14 protein-coding genes and 1 pseudogene are annotated in these 14,206 nt (G+C 63.6%); 10 read left to right on the top strand and 5 right to left on the bottom strand.

Annotation, left to right across the window (positions count from 1 at the left end; translation table 11 throughout):
* The first annotated feature begins 134 nt into the window (after nucleotides 1-134).
* Nucleotides 135-932: a hypothetical protein gene (locus ACXAJT_RS14485; protein ID WP_475236336.1), complete on the top strand. Its 798-nt coding sequence runs from the start codon at nucleotides 135-137 to the stop codon at nucleotides 930-932.
* Nucleotides 933-1,064: 132 nt separating this feature from the next.
* Here the strand turns inward: ACXAJT_RS14485 and ACXAJT_RS14490 are convergent, their stop codons facing one another.
* Nucleotides 1,065-1,532: a hypothetical protein gene (locus ACXAJT_RS14490; RefSeq protein WP_475236340.1), complete on the bottom strand. Its 468-nt coding sequence runs from the start codon at nucleotides 1,530-1,532 to the stop codon at nucleotides 1,065-1,067.
* A gap of 71 nt (nucleotides 1,533-1,603) precedes the next feature.
* Here ACXAJT_RS14490 and ACXAJT_RS14495 point away from each other — a divergent pair, with 71 nt between their 5' ends.
* The 3 genes from ACXAJT_RS14495 to ACXAJT_RS14505 all read left to right on the top strand — a co-directional run bounded on the left by ACXAJT_RS14495 (nucleotide 1,604) and on the right by ACXAJT_RS14505 (nucleotide 3,506).
* Nucleotides 1,604-2,278, top strand: a complete 675-nt coding sequence (locus ACXAJT_RS14495; protein WP_475236342.1) for a TonB-dependent receptor domain-containing protein — start codon at nucleotides 1,604-1,606, stop codon at nucleotides 2,276-2,278.
* A 38-nt stretch (nucleotides 2,279-2,316) separates the two neighbouring features.
* Entirely contained in the window at nucleotides 2,317-2,706 is a 390-nt protein-coding gene (locus tag ACXAJT_RS14500) for a hypothetical protein (protein ID WP_475236343.1), read from the top strand.
* Nucleotides 2,707-3,032: 326 nt separating this feature from the next.
* Nucleotides 3,033-3,506 carry an MmgE/PrpD family protein gene (locus ACXAJT_RS14505; RefSeq protein ID WP_475236345.1) on the top strand — a complete coding sequence of 158 codons (474 nt, stop codon included), beginning with the start codon at nucleotides 3,033-3,035 and terminating at the stop codon, nucleotides 3,504-3,506.
* Here ACXAJT_RS14505 and ACXAJT_RS14510 read toward each other — a convergent pair.
* From ACXAJT_RS14510 to ACXAJT_RS14520, 3 genes and pseudogenes are all read right to left on the bottom strand, one after another.
* Nucleotides 3,503-4,252 (bottom strand): annotated as a pseudogene (locus ACXAJT_RS14510) (IS256 family transposase); the annotation flags it as partial. The gene ACXAJT_RS14505 and the pseudogene ACXAJT_RS14510 overlap by 4 nt on opposite strands.
* Nucleotides 4,253-4,672: 420 nt before the next feature.
* The gene (locus ACXAJT_RS14515) at nucleotides 4,673-6,025 is read right to left on the bottom strand and encodes a sensor histidine kinase (protein WP_475236348.1); all 1,353 of its coding nucleotides are present in this window, start codon (nucleotides 6,023-6,025) and stop codon (nucleotides 4,673-4,675) included.
* Entirely contained in the window at nucleotides 6,022-6,693 is a 672-nt protein-coding gene (locus tag ACXAJT_RS14520; RefSeq protein ID WP_475236349.1) for a response regulator transcription factor, read from the bottom strand. Before ACXAJT_RS14520 ends, ACXAJT_RS14515 begins: the two co-directional genes overlap by 4 nt.
* Nucleotides 6,694-6,843: 150 nt before the next feature.
* Between ACXAJT_RS14520 and ACXAJT_RS14525 the strand changes: the two genes are divergently transcribed.
* From ACXAJT_RS14525 to ACXAJT_RS14550, 6 genes are all read left to right on the top strand, one after another.
* Complete coding sequence (locus tag ACXAJT_RS14525; RefSeq protein ID WP_475236351.1) at nucleotides 6,844-7,920, top strand: tricarboxylate transporter; 1,077 nt, start codon at nucleotides 6,844-6,846, stop codon at nucleotides 7,918-7,920.
* An 82-nt stretch (nucleotides 7,921-8,002) separates the two neighbouring features.
* On the top strand, nucleotides 8,003-10,033 hold the full coding sequence (locus tag ACXAJT_RS14530; protein WP_475236353.1) for a tripartite tricarboxylate transporter permease: 2,031 nt from the start codon (nucleotides 8,003-8,005) through the stop codon (nucleotides 10,031-10,033).
* 18 nt (nucleotides 10,034-10,051) lie between these two features.
* Nucleotides 10,052-11,140, top strand: a complete 1,089-nt coding sequence (locus tag ACXAJT_RS14535) for a 4-oxalomesaconate tautomerase (protein ID WP_475236354.1) — start codon at nucleotides 10,052-10,054, stop codon at nucleotides 11,138-11,140.
* 1 nt (nucleotide 11,141) lies between these two features.
* Nucleotides 11,142-11,957, top strand: coding sequence for a universal stress protein (locus ACXAJT_RS14540; protein WP_475236356.1), 816 nt, complete (start codon nucleotides 11,142-11,144; stop codon nucleotides 11,955-11,957).
* A gap of 15 nt (nucleotides 11,958-11,972) precedes the next feature.
* A complete protein-coding gene (locus ACXAJT_RS14545) occupies nucleotides 11,973-12,131 on the top strand; it encodes a hypothetical protein (RefSeq protein WP_475236357.1) in 159 nt (52 codons plus the stop codon).
* Between the two features lie 9 nt (nucleotides 12,132-12,140).
* Complete coding sequence (locus ACXAJT_RS14550) at nucleotides 12,141-13,115, top strand: D-2-hydroxyacid dehydrogenase family protein (RefSeq protein WP_475236360.1); 975 nt, start codon at nucleotides 12,141-12,143, stop codon at nucleotides 13,113-13,115.
* Here the strand turns inward: ACXAJT_RS14550 and ACXAJT_RS14555 are convergent.
* Nucleotides 13,090-14,115: an AbrB family transcriptional regulator gene (locus tag ACXAJT_RS14555; RefSeq protein ID WP_475236502.1), complete on the bottom strand. Its 1,026-nt coding sequence runs from the start codon at nucleotides 14,113-14,115 to the stop codon at nucleotides 13,090-13,092. The two genes, ACXAJT_RS14550 and ACXAJT_RS14555, sit on opposite strands and share 26 nt — an antisense overlap.
* Nucleotides 14,116-14,206: the final 91 nt, after the last annotated feature.

Genomic DNA, 14,206 nt, shown 5'->3' on the forward strand with positions numbered 1-14,206 from the left:
TCTTCCAATGTGGAGCGCAATAATATCTCGCAAGGCTGTGTTCAACGCGACTTGACTTCTTGCCGTGATTTGCGACTTTTATAGTCAGACAAGAGTCGATGGTGCAAGATATTTGACGAAAGAGAGGGTAGGTCGTGGGCCACCTAATTTCGGAAGAGGATGCTCGAACAACCTATAGCCGGGGTTTGGTGACGAGGCTAATACTCCGATTCAGCAAGGAAAAAATATCTCCGCATATTATCAATGAAGCATTTTCTAAGAGGAGTGGTTTCGGGGTCAAATCTCTTGAGAGGGTAGCGAGAAGGATTCAGAAGAGGTCTGGATGTGTTTACTGCGGCGTAGAAAACAGGCATGCGTCTCCCGTGCTTTCCGTAATTCTCAGGTATATCGTTAGAAACTCAGAGGGACAATACGCTTCCTCTGACGTAATATTTGAGCAGGATACCTTGAGATATATCCATCGGAGGATAGCTTTCAAAGCAGATTCTGAAATAGATATGGATATCGTCATCACTCGACATGCCATTGAGCGTTGGATCCAAAGGGGTGGGGCAGCAGATCCCAGAGATAATCTGGACGGAAAAATAGATCGAGCGGTTATGCGAATGTTCTTGAAGTATTCACTTCAAGATTGCATTTCATATTCAGGAAATAGCGCCCTTCGTGATCGCCGCGGAGAAGTTCCTCGTTTTGGCATCCCTGATGCCACGGGTGGGATTTGGCTCGCGGGTGTTGCAGGATACTTTGCGGACAAGGCTGAGCATGGAGGAGGTGGCAATGTCAGACACCGGCGCGCTATCTATATTATCACATATCTAGGGGCCAGTGATCTTAGTTTGGATCAATGCAAGTATCTAGACGCCGCAAATTCAGAGGGGATCACGTCCGCAATTTCCCGAATGTCCGATGCCTTCACGCCTAGAATATATTAAAGGTGTTGATTTCCACCCAGAACTGACCCGGGAGAGCGCGTAATTTCCGTTGAGAATTGATCCATGTGACCCTCTCTGCGACGCAGCTTGCAGCGGGGGATTCCGGAGTGATCCACATGGGACTCTTGAACGTCATCCGCCGCATGGCCTTGCGGGAAAAGCTACCGATCCGAGAGATCGCACGCCGGCCCGGCGGCGGCGCTTGCACCGCCCACCGCCCGCCCAGCCGGAAACGTGGTCTCGATTGCGGCCGTGCGGCAGGCGCGGGACCGCTGGGACCATGGCAGCGCCGAGCATCATCTCAACGATTTTCTGCACGACCGCGGACGGGCGCGGCTGCGAACGCTGCCCCATATTGGCCGGTCGCGGGCCTGGCAGGTCCAGCCGCATGCGCTGCCCCAGTTCATCGGCTACCTGCAGGCCCGGCGCCGCGCCCTCACGCGCATCGTCTGCGCCACCGGGCTGATGCAGGCGCAGACCGGAGAGATCGCGCGGATCGCGCTGCAGGACGAGGTGATGTTCTGCGAGGCGGCGGTCGCGCGCTTTGCGCTCGATCTCAAGCAGGTCGGCACGGTCTGGGTTGCGGCCGCGCTGCTGCATTGGCAGCTGGAAATCTATGACGCCTCCGGCGCGGCGGTGGCAGTGCTGGCGGCGGTGCCCATGTCTTGCGGATGCGACTGGCGGAACTGGCTGCTGGCGATTCCGCGCGTCTGGGCCTGCGCTACGGCAGCGGCCCGTGGGAGGCAAGCGGCGCGCTCTTCTACACGCAGGTGGACGACATCACCTCGGGCCTGCCCACCGGCGGCGACCGCGGCGCGCAGAGCGATCTGGTCTCGAAGGGCTTCGAGGGCTCGGTCGGCTATACTGCCGATCAGGGTTTCGCGCGTCTGAATTACACCTATGCGAATGTGGAACTGGACGAAGAGACCATCGGCTCGACCTCTTATTACCTTGGCCGTCCGGTCGGCCATATCTTCGCGCTTGAGGCCGGTTTTGCCGCGAATGATCAATGGCGCTTTGGCGGCGCGGCGGAGGTCGCGCTGGAGAACACCGACACCGAGGTGGACCTGCCCGGCTATGAGGTGGTGAACCTCCACGCCAGCTACACACCGCGCGGGGTCGAAGGGCTTGAGATCAGGCTCGATGTGGACAACCTCTTTGACGAGACCTATTCGAGCCGCAGCTCTGACGGGATCGACTACTTGGATCGCGTGGTCGCCCTGACCGAGCCGGGCCGGACCCTCTCGCTCGGCCGCCTTTCCGGCAGCGCCTTTGCGGCGCTGCCGGTGATCACGAAAATGGCATTCTTGTTGGAAAATTCTTCACTTGGGTGGGAAAGCCAGTAGGCTTTCCAGAGCGTTGCATCTTCGATGAGGAGGAGATGATGAACCATCGCATGTTGCTTGCTCTGCCGCTTGTCGTCATGGGCTGCGCCACGCCTCAGGAACAATGTCTCGACCGCGCGGGGGCGCGGGTTCGCAACCTCGAAGAGCGCATCGAGGTCGCGCGTGGGAACATCGACCGCGGCTATGCGGTGCATGTCACCCGTTCCAGAGCGACCGTCGGGTTCTGCTCGGGCTATTATGGCGGCTATTACCGCTATGGCGGGGTCACCAGTTGTGTCGCCTCGGATCCGGGGCCCCGCGAGCAGGCCGTGCCGATCGACGTCGCCGAAGAACGCGCGAAGCTGCAGCGCCTCGAGGCCGCGCTGCTGCAGGAGCAGAGCGCGTATCGCGGCAAGGCCTCGCAATGCAGGCGCGCCTTTCCCGAGTGAAGGGCCAGAGAGGGGGCACCCGCCTTGGCGGTGCGTCTTCACCCTCAGCTTAGCGCGGCGTTGGCGAAGCCGTTGCGATTGGTTTGAAGCGGAACAGCGATGAAAAGACACACATAATTTAGAACTATCGGTCACTGCCGACCCGCGAAAGTCGACCAAGTTGCTTGCCAAACACCGGCTCATCGCGAACTTGCCTTCTAGTCTAAGCCAAATCCACCCTTCGCATCGCCGGTCAGAACTTCCTTCTATGGCGGACAGAGCCAAGAACTATTGGCCCGCGAAGGACCTAAACGGGATGCTACGGGTGACAAACAAGAGGTCGCCCCATGCTCGAAGCACATGTCGCCAGGCGGGAAAACTTCGTCGCAGAACCGCTTGATGCACTGATCGAGCTGGCGGCGCTGCCGCTGGCCCACTGCCCGGCAGAGGCCCTCGCGCTGGCCCGCGTTTCGCTGGTCGACTGGCTGATCTGCGGCATCGCCGGGGCATCCGAGCCCGTGGCCACGAAGATACGCAGCTTTGCCGCGTCCGAGGGGCAGGCGTCCGCCGAGGTTTCGGTCTTCGGCGGCAGCCATGCGCCGGCGCGAACGGCGGCGATGGTCAATGGCACCATCTCTCATGCGCTGGATTACGACGATACACATTTTGACCACGTCGGTCACCTTTCGGTCGGCATCTACCCCGCGGCGCTGGCCATGGCAGAGGCGCAGGATGCCTCGGCGGAGGAGCTTGTCACAGCGTTTTTCGTCGGGGCCGAAGGCGCAATACGTCTTGGCCGTGTGCTTGGCTTGGCGCAGTGAACGCGACAGCGCTGATGCGTCGCGTTGAACACCCGCCGCGCTGCAGCCCGCAGCCCCTTGTGGTCATCGGAGACCACCAACTTCACGCCGCGCAGGCCACGGTCGGCGAGAGAGCGCAGGAAGTCGGTTCAGAACGTTTCTGCTTCGGATGGACCGGTGGTGACGCCGAGAACCTCGCGCTTCCCGTCCTTTTTCACAACTACCGCTATTATCACGGCGCGGCTGATGATCCGCCCGCTCTCGCGCACTTTTAAGTAGGTCGCGTCGAGCCAGAGATAGGGCCAGGCGCCTTCGAGCGGCCGGGAGAGGAATGCGTTCACCCGCTCGTCTATTTCGACACAAAGGCGACTGACTTGGCTCTTCGACATGGCGCCAGCGCCCATCGCCTTCACCAGATCGTCTACGGAGCGTGTGGAGACCCCGTGGACGTAAGCCTCCTTGATCACCGCCACCAGCGCCTTCTCAGCCGTCCGTCGCGGCGCCAAGAGGCTGGGCAGGTAGCTCCCCTTTCTCAGCCGTGGGATTTCCAGCGCGATCCGCCCGGCACGAGTGTTCCAGTCGCGGTCCCGGTAACCGTTCCGCTGAACCTCCCGCTGGGGAGAGCGAACGCCCTTCCCGGCACCGGTTCACGCCCCGACCTCCACTTCCATGATCCGCTCGGCCGCGAAGGCCAGCATCTCGCGCACGAGATCGCCATCGGCCTGCTTCTCAACCAGCTCAATCGGCGTCATTCTGTCATCGGTCATCTTCATCTCCGTTTTTGCTTCAAGGTCTCGCAACCTGAACCTTCTCGAAGATCGGCGGTGGCCGCCAGCGTTACACCCGGCCGCGCGCTGAGCTACCCCGGGGGCTCCGCGCGCGGCCTTCTACACCAAGCGTTGGGACACTACCAGTCCTTTTTCCCGCGGGCGATCCCGCTGGGAGGAAGCTGGCCTTACAATCCCTGACGGCGGTGATAGACGCGTACCTGCTGTCCAATGTGGACGGCGCTCGCCGCCGGTGATCCGACGGTTTTCGCCGGCGGATCGACTATGGTCGTCATCGGCTCGGCCGTGGCACTGGCTGATGGCCGCGCGGTCGATCGGCGCGGACGTGTCGGCCGCGAAGGCCGGATCGCACATCGCGTTATGCGTATCTCGGAACGTCCAATCCATCCAGCCAGGCTTTCAGGCACTCGGCAGCTCCAGTCGGACAGTCAGACCCCCAGCGCTGCTATCCAATTGCACAGAACCATCGTGCCGGTGTATCACCTGTTCCACGATGGCCAGCCCCAGCCCCGACCCCTCGCCATTGCGCAACTGCGAGAAGCGGCGAAAGGCAACGTCGGTCTGATTCTCGGGAATGCCTACGCCATCGTCTCGGATCAGCACGACGCATTTGTCGCCGTCAGCCAGTGTGCGCACAGAAATGCTGCGCAGGCCAGGTCCGCCGTGGGTCAAGGCGTTCTCCAACAGGTTCATCACCGCTTCGCCCAGAAGCAACGGGTTGCCCGCGACCATCAAGGGATCGGGCGCCGTCTCCATGACGAAGTTGAGATCCCCTGACAGCGCCTTGGGCGCAAAGCTACGACAGGTCTCTTCGACAACCCTGTTCAGATCCAACAGCCTCATCGCCGTCCCGGTGTCGTAGCGCAGCCGTTCCAGGGACAGCAGCTGTTCCGACAGTCGGGCTGACCAGCGGGCGGCCTTGATCAGTTCGTGATGACGCGCGGTGCGGGCGGCCGGGTCGCGTACATCGGGCAGTGTTTCCGCCAGCGCTAGCACTGCGGCGGCCGGATTGCGTAGCTGATGGGCCGCATCCGAGATGAAGGCCTGATGGGTTTCGATGCTGTATTGCACCTGTCCAAACAGTCGGTTGAGGGTGGAGACGATGCCTGACACCTCTTTCGGGACGGCACGGCGGATTGGCCCGAGGTCGTCCGGTGAGCGTTTACGGATCGCGTCCTGCAGGTCGTTGAGCGGGCGAAGCCCGATCTGCACGCCGAACCAGATCACCAGTGCCAGTGCTGTCATCAGACCAGCCATGAGCGCCGCTGCGCGCAGCGCGAGTTCCCGCGCAAAGGCGCGACGTTCGCTGACGCGCTGCCAGACAGTGACGACGGTATCGCCGGAGAGGTTGCCGATGGTGCGACTTTCGATCAAACGCAACACGCGCATTTCCTCGCCCCGGTAGTTTGCGACGTAATAAAAGGGCATGTCGCGCTCGATTTTCGTTTCCGGCCGCGGCGGGTAGGCGTAGCCGGTGACATAGATGCCGCCCGGCCCGGTGACATGGTAGAACAGCTCGCCCCCACCTGCGTCCGAGATCACGCGCCGCGTGCCGGGCGACAGCGCATCCCCTTCGGAGATCGCCACATCGCGCGAAATCGCCAGTGCTGCGGACAACAGGCTGCGGTCAAAGAGCTCTTCGGAGGTGCGCTGTGCCACCTCGAACCGCCACAAGCCCAACAGGACGGACACCAGAAGCAGCGGCGGCAGGATCACGAGGACCAGCCGCATTCGCAGCGACAGCGCCTTCATGGATCGACAATCTCGAGCATGTAGCCCAGTCCGCGGGCTGTCTTGATCTTGATCCCGAAGGGGGCGACGCGTTTGCGAAGGCGCGAGACATGCGGCTCGATTGCGCTGTCTTCGGCGTCTGACCCGGTGCCATAGACATGTGTGATCAGCTGCGCCTTCGAAACGATCCGGCCGCGCCGTTCCAGCAGGCATTCCAGCGTGGCGATCTCTTTGCGGGGGATGTCCATTGGCGCCTCGTCCTGCAACAGCTGCCGGGATGTGCGGTCAAAGACGAGTGGGCCAAGCGTGTCGCGCGCGCTGAATTCAAGCTCCTTGCGCCGGGCCATGGCGCGCAGCCGCGCCTCCAGCTCGTCCATTTCAAAGGGTTTCGTAAGGTAATCATCCGCCCCGGCGTCCAGTCCCGCGACACGCTCTGCGGTGTCGGATCGGGCGGTCAGCAAGATCACCGGCGTCCCGTCGCCCCTGCGGCGCAGCGCCCGCAGGACATCGAGTCCATCCATGCCCGGCAGGTTCAGATCCAGCACCACAAGGTCTGCGCCCTCCTGCGACAGGAAGGCATCCGCCTCCGCTCCGTCATGCAGAAGGTCTACCGCATGGCCCCGATCTTTCAGCCTGAAGGCGATACCTTGGGCGAGGGCTTCGTTGTCTTCGATTATGGCAATGCGCATGGTTACTTCTTCAGCATATTGCGCAAGTTTCGCGCAAGGTTGGGACGGCATGTTGGCGCCGTTGGAGGAGGGAATCATTCCCTTGAAATGATAACACCGCAAGGTGCCGATCCACGGGCGGCACCGGCATCGGTCTACGGGAGGAAACCAATGACCATCAAGCAACTTGCAACCTCGGTTGCGGCAGCCACACTGGTTGCAGCCCCGGCGCTGGCCGACGTCGACATGTCCGGCAAGACGATCGAATGGGTGATCCCGTTCTCGGAAACCGGTGGCTCGGCCAAATGGGCGAATTTCTTTGCGCCGCTTCTGTCCGAAGAACTGCCGGGCAATCCGACCGTCGTGGTGAAATTCATGCCGGGTGCAGGCTCGACCAAGGGCGCGAACTGGTTCCAGGAGCAGGAATACGACGACGGCACGCTGCTGTTCGGCACCTCCGGTTCGACGCAGTTTCCCTACCTGCTGGGCGATCCGCGTGTGCGTTATGAGTATAGCGACTGGGTGCCTGTCATGGCCTCGGGCACCGGCGGCGTGGCCTATCTGAACGCCGAAGACGGCGCGAATTTCGACGGCTCCGCCAATGCGCTGAAGGACATCGACTTCATCTACGGCTCGCAGGGCGCGACGCGCCTCGATCTGGTGCCGCTGCTGGCCTGGGAAATGCTGGGCATGAACGTAGAGCCGGTCTTTGGCATCAAGGGCCGCGGTGACGGCCGCCTGATGTTCGAACGCGGCGAGGCGACGATCGACTATCAGACCTCTTCGGGCTACCTCGGCGCTTCGGCGGACCTGGTCGAGCAGGGCAAGGCCGTGCCGATGATGACCTGGGGCGCGCTAGATGCGGATGGCAACATCGTGCGTGACCCGACCTTCCCGGATCTCTCGACCTTCAAGGAAGTCTGCGAAGCCACCGACGGCTGCGAGACGTCCGGCGAGGCATGGGACGCATGGAAAGCCTTCTTCGTCGCGGGGTTCCCGGTGCAGAAGATCGCCTTCCTGCCCGCAGGCACGCCGGACGATGTGGCGGCGACCTTCTCGGCGGCCTTCGACGCGGTCCGCTCGCGCGAGGATTTCCCGACCATCGCAGCCAAGCAGGTGGGCAAGTACGAGGTTTTCGTCGGTGACGGCGCGCAGCGCGCCACCGAAACCGGCACCACCGTGTCGCCGGAAGCCAAGGCCTACGTTCAGAACTGGCTGCAAGAAGCCTATGGCGTGACGCTGAACTAAGCAGCACCCTCGGCGGTCCCGGCGCACGCCGCGCGGGACCGCCTCCTCTCTCTCTTCACATTCAAAATCGAAAGCCGGTGCGATGGACCTTTTCGCCACTGCCCTGCCTGCGCTTGGCCAGGCATGGGCCATGATTCTGCAACCTGTCGTCCTGGGCTACCTTGTCCTCGGCGTCGTCATGGGCCTTGCCGTGGGGGTCTTCCCCGGCCTGGGCGGCATCGCGGGCCTATCGCTTCTGCTGCCGTTCATGTTCGGCATGGACCCGCTTCTGGGCTTGGCGCTGATGGTGGGGATGGTGGCCGTTGTGCCGACTTCGGACACCTTTGCTTCGGTGCTGATGGGCATTCCCGGAAGTTCCGCATCGCAGGCGACGGTGCTGGACGGCTTTCCGCTGGCGAAAAAAGGGCAGGCGGCGCGGGCGCTGTCGGCGGCTTTCACCTCTTCGCTGTTCGGCGGGCTGGTCGGCGCGGCCTTCCTGACGATGTTCATCGTGGTGGCGCGTCCGCTGGTGTTGGCCTTTGGCCTGCCGGAGATGCTGATGATCTCCATCCTCGGCCTGTCCATGGTGGCGGTGCTGGCGGGGCGCGTGGCGCTCAAGGGGCTTGCCGCCGCCGGGCTTGGCATGTTGATAGGCACCATTGGCGAGGCCGACGCGGGCGGCAGCCTGCGCATGGCGTCTTATGACATCCCGTATCTGACCGATGGTCTGAAGCTGGTGATCGTGGGCCTTGGCATCTTTGCCGTGCCGGAAATCGTCAGCCTTCTCCGCCAAGACCGCGCCATCGCCCGGAACGCTGAACTGGGTGCGGGCTGGGGAGACGGCGTGCGGGACTGGGTCGCCAACAAATGGTTGTCGCTGCGCTGTTCGCTGATTGGCGTCGTCGTCGGGGTAATCCCCGGCCTTGGCGGCTCGGTCGTCGACTGGATCGCCTATGGCCACGCGGTTCAGACCACGAAGGACAAGTCGCAATTCGGCAAAGGCGAGATCCGCGGCGTCGTCGGCCCCGAAAGCTCGAACAACGCCAAGGAAGGCGGCGGGCTGGTGCCGACGCTGCTGTTCGGCATTCCCGGATCAGGGTCGATGGCGATCTTCATCGGGGCAATTGCGCTGCTGGGATCGGGCGACATCGAAGTCGGCCCATCGATGCTGCGCGACAATCTCGACATCACCTATTCCATCGTCTGGCTGCTGGCGCTGGCCAACGTGGTCGGCACGCTGCTGTGCATCGCGGCCTCGGGCGGCATCGCGCGTCTGACAACGATCCGCTTCACCTATCTCGCGCCGTTCCTGTTCATGCTGATCAGCTTCGCGGCGTTCCAGTCGGGGCAGAACTTCGAGGACATCCTCGCGCTGTTTGCCATCGGCCTGATCGGCATTTTCCTGCGCCGTTTCGACTGGTCGCGCCCGGCCTTCCTGATCGGTTTCGTGCTGTCCAACCCGGTGGAGAAATTCTCCAACCAGGCATTCCAGATCGCGTCCTTCCGCTTTCGCGACTCCTTTGAGGCGGGGATGCAGTACATCTTCTCGCCGATCGTGATCGTCCTGCTGATCATCACGGTGGTCTCGATCGTGCTGGGGCTGCGGCAGGCGAAATCCATCATGGCCGAGGGCGATGTCCAGGCCGGATCGAAGCGCGCTCCGCTGGTCTTTCTGATGGTCATCCTGGCCTATGTCGTGGCTGCGCTGATCAACGCGAACATGATCCCCGACTACAACATGACCGACAAGATCGTGCCACTGGTCGTGGGGGGGATCACGCTGGGCGCCCTGCTGATCGTGCTGGTGCAGATGCTGCTGCGGCCAGAGACCGACAGTATCTTCGCCGACAAGGAAATGGCCGGAGAGGATGCCGACGCGCCCTATGGGCTGTGGTCGACGCTGGCATGGTTCGGGGGGCTGATCGTGGCGACCTGGCTGCTTGGCTTCATCCTCGCGCTGCTCGGTTTTCTCATGTCGTTCCTGCGGGTTCGCGCGCAGGCGGGTTGGCCCAAGACGCTGATCCTGACTGCCGCAGGCATCGCGCTGATGTGCGTGATGGCCGGGGCGCTGAACCGCGATTTCCCGCCGGGACTGCTGCAGGACGTGACCGACCTGCCCTGGCCGCTGAACTGATCCAACAGGATGAATGAAATGACCCAGACAGGGATTCCTTACGTCTTCATGCGCGGAGGCACTTCGCGCGGGCCGTATTTCAATCGCGCAGATCTGCCCGAGGACCGCGAGACACTGGCCGAGGTGCTTTTGGCGGTCGTCGGATCGGGGCACGCGATCAACATCGACGGTATCGGCGGCGGTGTCGCCGTGACGACCAAGGTGGCGATGCTGTCGCCATCGGACGATGACTGGGCCGACGTGGATTACTTCTTTGCCCAGGTCTCGGTCAAGGACCGCCTGGTGGACTTCAAACCCACCTGTGGCAACATCCTGTCGGGTGTCGGTCCGGCCGCGGTGGAGATGGGGCTGGTCGCGCCCACCGGCGACGAAACAGAGGTGCGCATTCGCGCCGTCAACACAGGCGCGCGTGTTCTGGCGCGGGTCCAGACGCCGGGCGGCGCGATGCGCTACGGCGGAGACGCAGTGATTGCCGGGGTGCCTGGCACCGCGGCGCCCATTGCGCTGAACTTCATGGGCGTCGTGGGATCGTCCACCGGCGCGTTCCTGCCGACGGGGAACCTACGCGACAGCTTCGACGGGATCGAGGTCACCTGCATGGATGTGGCTATGCCCATGGTGATCGCCCGCGCGGTGGACTTCGGCCTGAGCGGCTACGAAACCATTCAGGAACTGGACGACAACCGCGACTTCTTTGCAAGGATGGAAGCGGTGCGCCTGCAGGCCGGGGCCGCGATGGGCATGGGCGATGTGTCAAAGTCGGTGACGCCGAAATTCGGCCTTCTGGCTCCGGCGCGGGACGGCGGCACGATCTGCACCCGCTACTTCATGCCCTGGACGACGCATCCGTCGATGGCGGTGACCGGGTCGCAATGTCTGGCCTCCTGCGCCTTGACGCCGGGGACCGTGGCGGACGGTTTGCTGGACCGCCCCGCGCAAAGCCCGGCCAATGTCGTGCTGGAACATGCCTCTGGCACCATCGAGGTGCTGGTGGATTTCGAGCTGAACAACCAGTTCAGGCTCAATTCTGCGGGGCTGCTGCGGACCGCCCGCAAGCTGGCGGATGGTCGCGTCTATGTCCCTGCAACCGTCTGGGGAGGGCACTGACATGCCGGTTATGAACCTGCTGGTGGCTTTCAACGGGTCGGACGGATCGGTGGCGGCGCTGCGCTATGCGGCGGCGCTGGCGAAACGCTTCGATGCCCATGTGACGGCCATGCTGGCGCATACCACACATGAGGTGATCGACCGCCGGTCCCGATGGATCCCGCGCGAGGCCCGCGCCCTGCTGGAGGCGGCCAATACCAGTCTGCTGCAGGAGATCGAAGCGAGCTTCGAGTCGGAGCGCGCGGCGCTCGGGCTGTCCAACGCGCTCCAGCTCAAGGAGGTGACAGGCCGTGTCGATGCGGTGCTGTCCGAGGCCGCGCGGCACTACGACATGCTGGTTGTCGGCAATCATTCCGACACTGACGATGAGCACGTGACGTTGCATCCCGATCGCATCGCCTTGCTGTCGGGGCGCCCGGTGATCGTGGTCCCGCGGGGCTATGACGCGGGGGCCGATCACGGTCATGCGGCGCTTGTGTGGGACGGCGGGCGTGCCGCTGCGCGCGCCCTGTCGGACAGCCTGCGCCTGCTCGAAGACGATGGTCATGTCAGCGTTCTGACGGTCGGTCCGCGGCGGGATTGGCCAGTGGCGGATCTTCTGCGCCATCTCGACCGACACGGCGTCAGCACCGTTCACGAAGACTGGCCCAGCACGCATCCCGTTGCAGAGACCTTGCTGACGTGGTGTGGCAAGCACGACCCCTCGCTGCTGGTACTGGGGGCCTACGAGCATTCCAAGTTCCGCGAGGATTTTCTGGGCGGCGTGACATCGGAGATCCTGTCGCGCACCACGATTCCCGTCCTTCTCTCCCACTGACACGACGAGCCAGACATGAACGATTTCGAACGCATCAGCCGCATCCGTCAGGAACTCGAAACGCTACGGCAGGACCTGTGCCAGCGCATGGAACAGGCACAGGACCAGCGCGATCTGAACATCGTGCACGAGCGCGTCAGCCGGGCGATCAAGGCGCTTGCGGGTCGAGGCTGAAGGCGTGTCATGAAGGTTCATATTCTCGACGACTGGTTCGATACGCTGGGCGGTCTGCCGTGCTTCGCGCGGCTGGCGGGCCATGACGTCACGGTCTGGACCGATCATGAGCCCGATCCGGTGAAACTGGCGGAACGGCTGGCGGCGGCGGATTGCGTCGTGCTGTTTCGCGAGCGGACACAGATCACCCGCGAGTTGCTGCAACGGCTGCCCAATCTGCGCCTGATCTCGCAACGGGGACAGTATCCGCATGTGGACGTCGACGCCTGTACCGATCTCGGCGTTCTGCTGTGTTCCAACAGGGGCGGCGGCGGCGCGAACCACGCCGCGGCCGAGCTGACATTTGCCCTGATCCTCTCCGCCATGCGCCAGTTGCCGCAGCAGATGGACAGCGCAAAGGCGGGCGGCTGGCAGATGGGGGTCGGGCGCAGCCTGCGCGGACGCCGGTTGGGTCTTTATGGCTACGGGCGCATCGGGCGGGTCGTGGCCGACTACGCCCGCGCCTTCGGAATGGAGGTGGTCTGGTGGTCGTCAGAGGCAGGCCGCGCGCGGGCAGAGGCGGATGGCCAGACCGTTGGCGACTCGCGCGCGGCGTTCTTTGCGGACTGTGACGTGGTCTCGCTGCATCTGCGGCTGACGCCGGAGACGCGCGGCATTGTCACCGCGCAGGATTTGGCGGCGATGGGGCCACGCGCCGTGTTGGTGAACACCTCGCGGGCCGGGCTGATCGCGCCCGGCGCCTTGTTGCGGGCGCTGGATGCCGGGCGGCCGGGCATGGCGGCGGTGGATGTCTTCGACAGCGAACCGCTGACCAACGCCGCCGATCCGCTGCTGTCTCATCCCAAGCTGATCGCCACACCGCATATCGGTTTTGTCACGGAAGACGAGTTCGACAAGCAGTTTGCCGACATCTTCGAGCAGGTGAACGCCTACGCGGCGGGCGCGCCGATCCACATGATCAACCCTTCCGCCGTCGCGCGATGAGCCCCGCCACCACCGGCGCGCCGACGATCACGATCACGACGCGCGTCAGGTGGTGCGTGATGACGAATCCCAGGTCCGCGCCGGTTACGATGGCCAGCACCGTCATCTCGGCCTGACCGCCGGGCGCAAAGGCAAGGAAGGCCGGAACCGGGTCGCCAAGCCCAAGCCCCGTGACCAGGGCGGTGAACCCCGCCGCGAGCAGCGCCAGCAGCAGCACGTAGGCCACCCCCGCCGCGACCACGCGCGTCAGCTCGCGCCATGTCACGCCGAGAAAATGGATGCCGATGCCGCAGCCAATAAAGAGTTGCGCCGCGAGGATGGCCTCTGCCGGGGGCCGGAAATGAACTACGCCGGTCAGCGACAGGGCCGCCGTGACGATCATCGGCCCGAGGATCGAGGCCCCGAAGAGGCTGATGCGCTCTCCGCCTTTCCAGCCGATCAGCGCCGCCAGCGCCATGATCGCCAGCTCGTGCCATGGCAGGTCCGCCACCGGCGCACCGATCGGATTGCTCATTTCAGCGCCATATAACTGTCCGAGGAAGACCGGCGCCAGCGTCACGATCAGCAGTACGCGGGTGGCGTGAATCAGCGACAGGGCGCGCGGGTTGCCGCCCGCTTCGGTGCCGAAGATGACCATGTCCTGCAGGCCGCCGGGCATCGCCGCGTAGTAGGCGGTGGGCAGGTCAAAGCCCCAGATCCGCCGAAAGAATGGCACGCCCACCGCTGCGATCACGGCGATGAAGACCGGCACCAGCGCCACCGACAGCGCCATGCGCGGCAGCTCCGCGATGATCTCGGGCGTGATCGACGCGCCCACGGCCACGCCCAAGATGGTGCGGGCTGCGACGGACGCCTGACCGAAGCCTTTCAGCGGCAGATGCACAAGCGCCCCGGCGAGACAGAAGGCCATCGGCCCGAACAGAAAGGGCAGGGGCAGGCCGAGCCACCAGAACAGCCCGGTGCCGAGAGAGGCCAGAACAAAGGTCAGCGCGCGGCGCATTTGGGGGTGCGTGAGATGTTTGCGCAAAACGGCCTCCAGACGGGTTGACGCGACAATGAATACGCCGGTATCCAGCTGTACACAAGATTTG

This window comes from Salipiger sp. ABF4_146 (assembly GCF_056161345.1).

Bases quoted from the DNA above. Each gene is read 5' to 3' on its own strand.
- ACXAJT_RS14490 (WP_475236340.1), bottom strand. From the start codon at position 1,532: ATGCAGCAGCGCGGCCGCAACCCAGACCGTGCCGACCTGCTTGAGATC.
- ACXAJT_RS14495 (WP_475236342.1), top strand. From the start codon at position 1,604: ATGCGACTGGCGGAACTGGCTGCTGGCGATTCCGCGCGTCTGGGCCTG.
- ACXAJT_RS14500 (WP_475236343.1), top strand. From the start codon at position 2,317: ATGAACCATCGCATGTTGCTTGCTCTGCCGCTTGTCGTCATGGGCTGC.
- ACXAJT_RS14505 (WP_475236345.1), top strand. From the start codon at position 3,033: ATGCTCGAAGCACATGTCGCCAGGCGGGAAAACTTCGTCGCAGAACCG.
- ACXAJT_RS14515 (WP_475236348.1), bottom strand. From the start codon at position 6,025: ATGAAGGCGCTGTCGCTGCGAATGCGGCTGGTCCTCGTGATCCTGCCG.
- ACXAJT_RS14520 (WP_475236349.1), bottom strand. From the start codon at position 6,693: ATGCGCATTGCCATAATCGAAGACAACGAAGCCCTCGCCCAAGGTATC.
- ACXAJT_RS14525 (WP_475236351.1), top strand. From the start codon at position 6,844: ATGACCATCAAGCAACTTGCAACCTCGGTTGCGGCAGCCACACTGGTT.
- ACXAJT_RS14530 (WP_475236353.1), top strand. From the start codon at position 8,003: ATGGACCTTTTCGCCACTGCCCTGCCTGCGCTTGGCCAGGCATGGGCC.
- ACXAJT_RS14535 (WP_475236354.1), top strand. From the start codon at position 10,052: ATGACCCAGACAGGGATTCCTTACGTCTTCATGCGCGGAGGCACTTCG.
- ACXAJT_RS14540 (WP_475236356.1), top strand. From the start codon at position 11,142: ATGCCGGTTATGAACCTGCTGGTGGCTTTCAACGGGTCGGACGGATCG.
- ACXAJT_RS14545 (WP_475236357.1), top strand. From the start codon at position 11,973: ATGAACGATTTCGAACGCATCAGCCGCATCCGTCAGGAACTCGAAACG.
- ACXAJT_RS14550 (WP_475236360.1), top strand. From the start codon at position 12,141: ATGAAGGTTCATATTCTCGACGACTGGTTCGATACGCTGGGCGGTCTG.
- ACXAJT_RS14555 (WP_475236502.1), bottom strand. From the start codon at position 14,115: ATGCGCCGCGCGCTGACCTTTGTTCTGGCCTCTCTCGGCACCGGGCTG.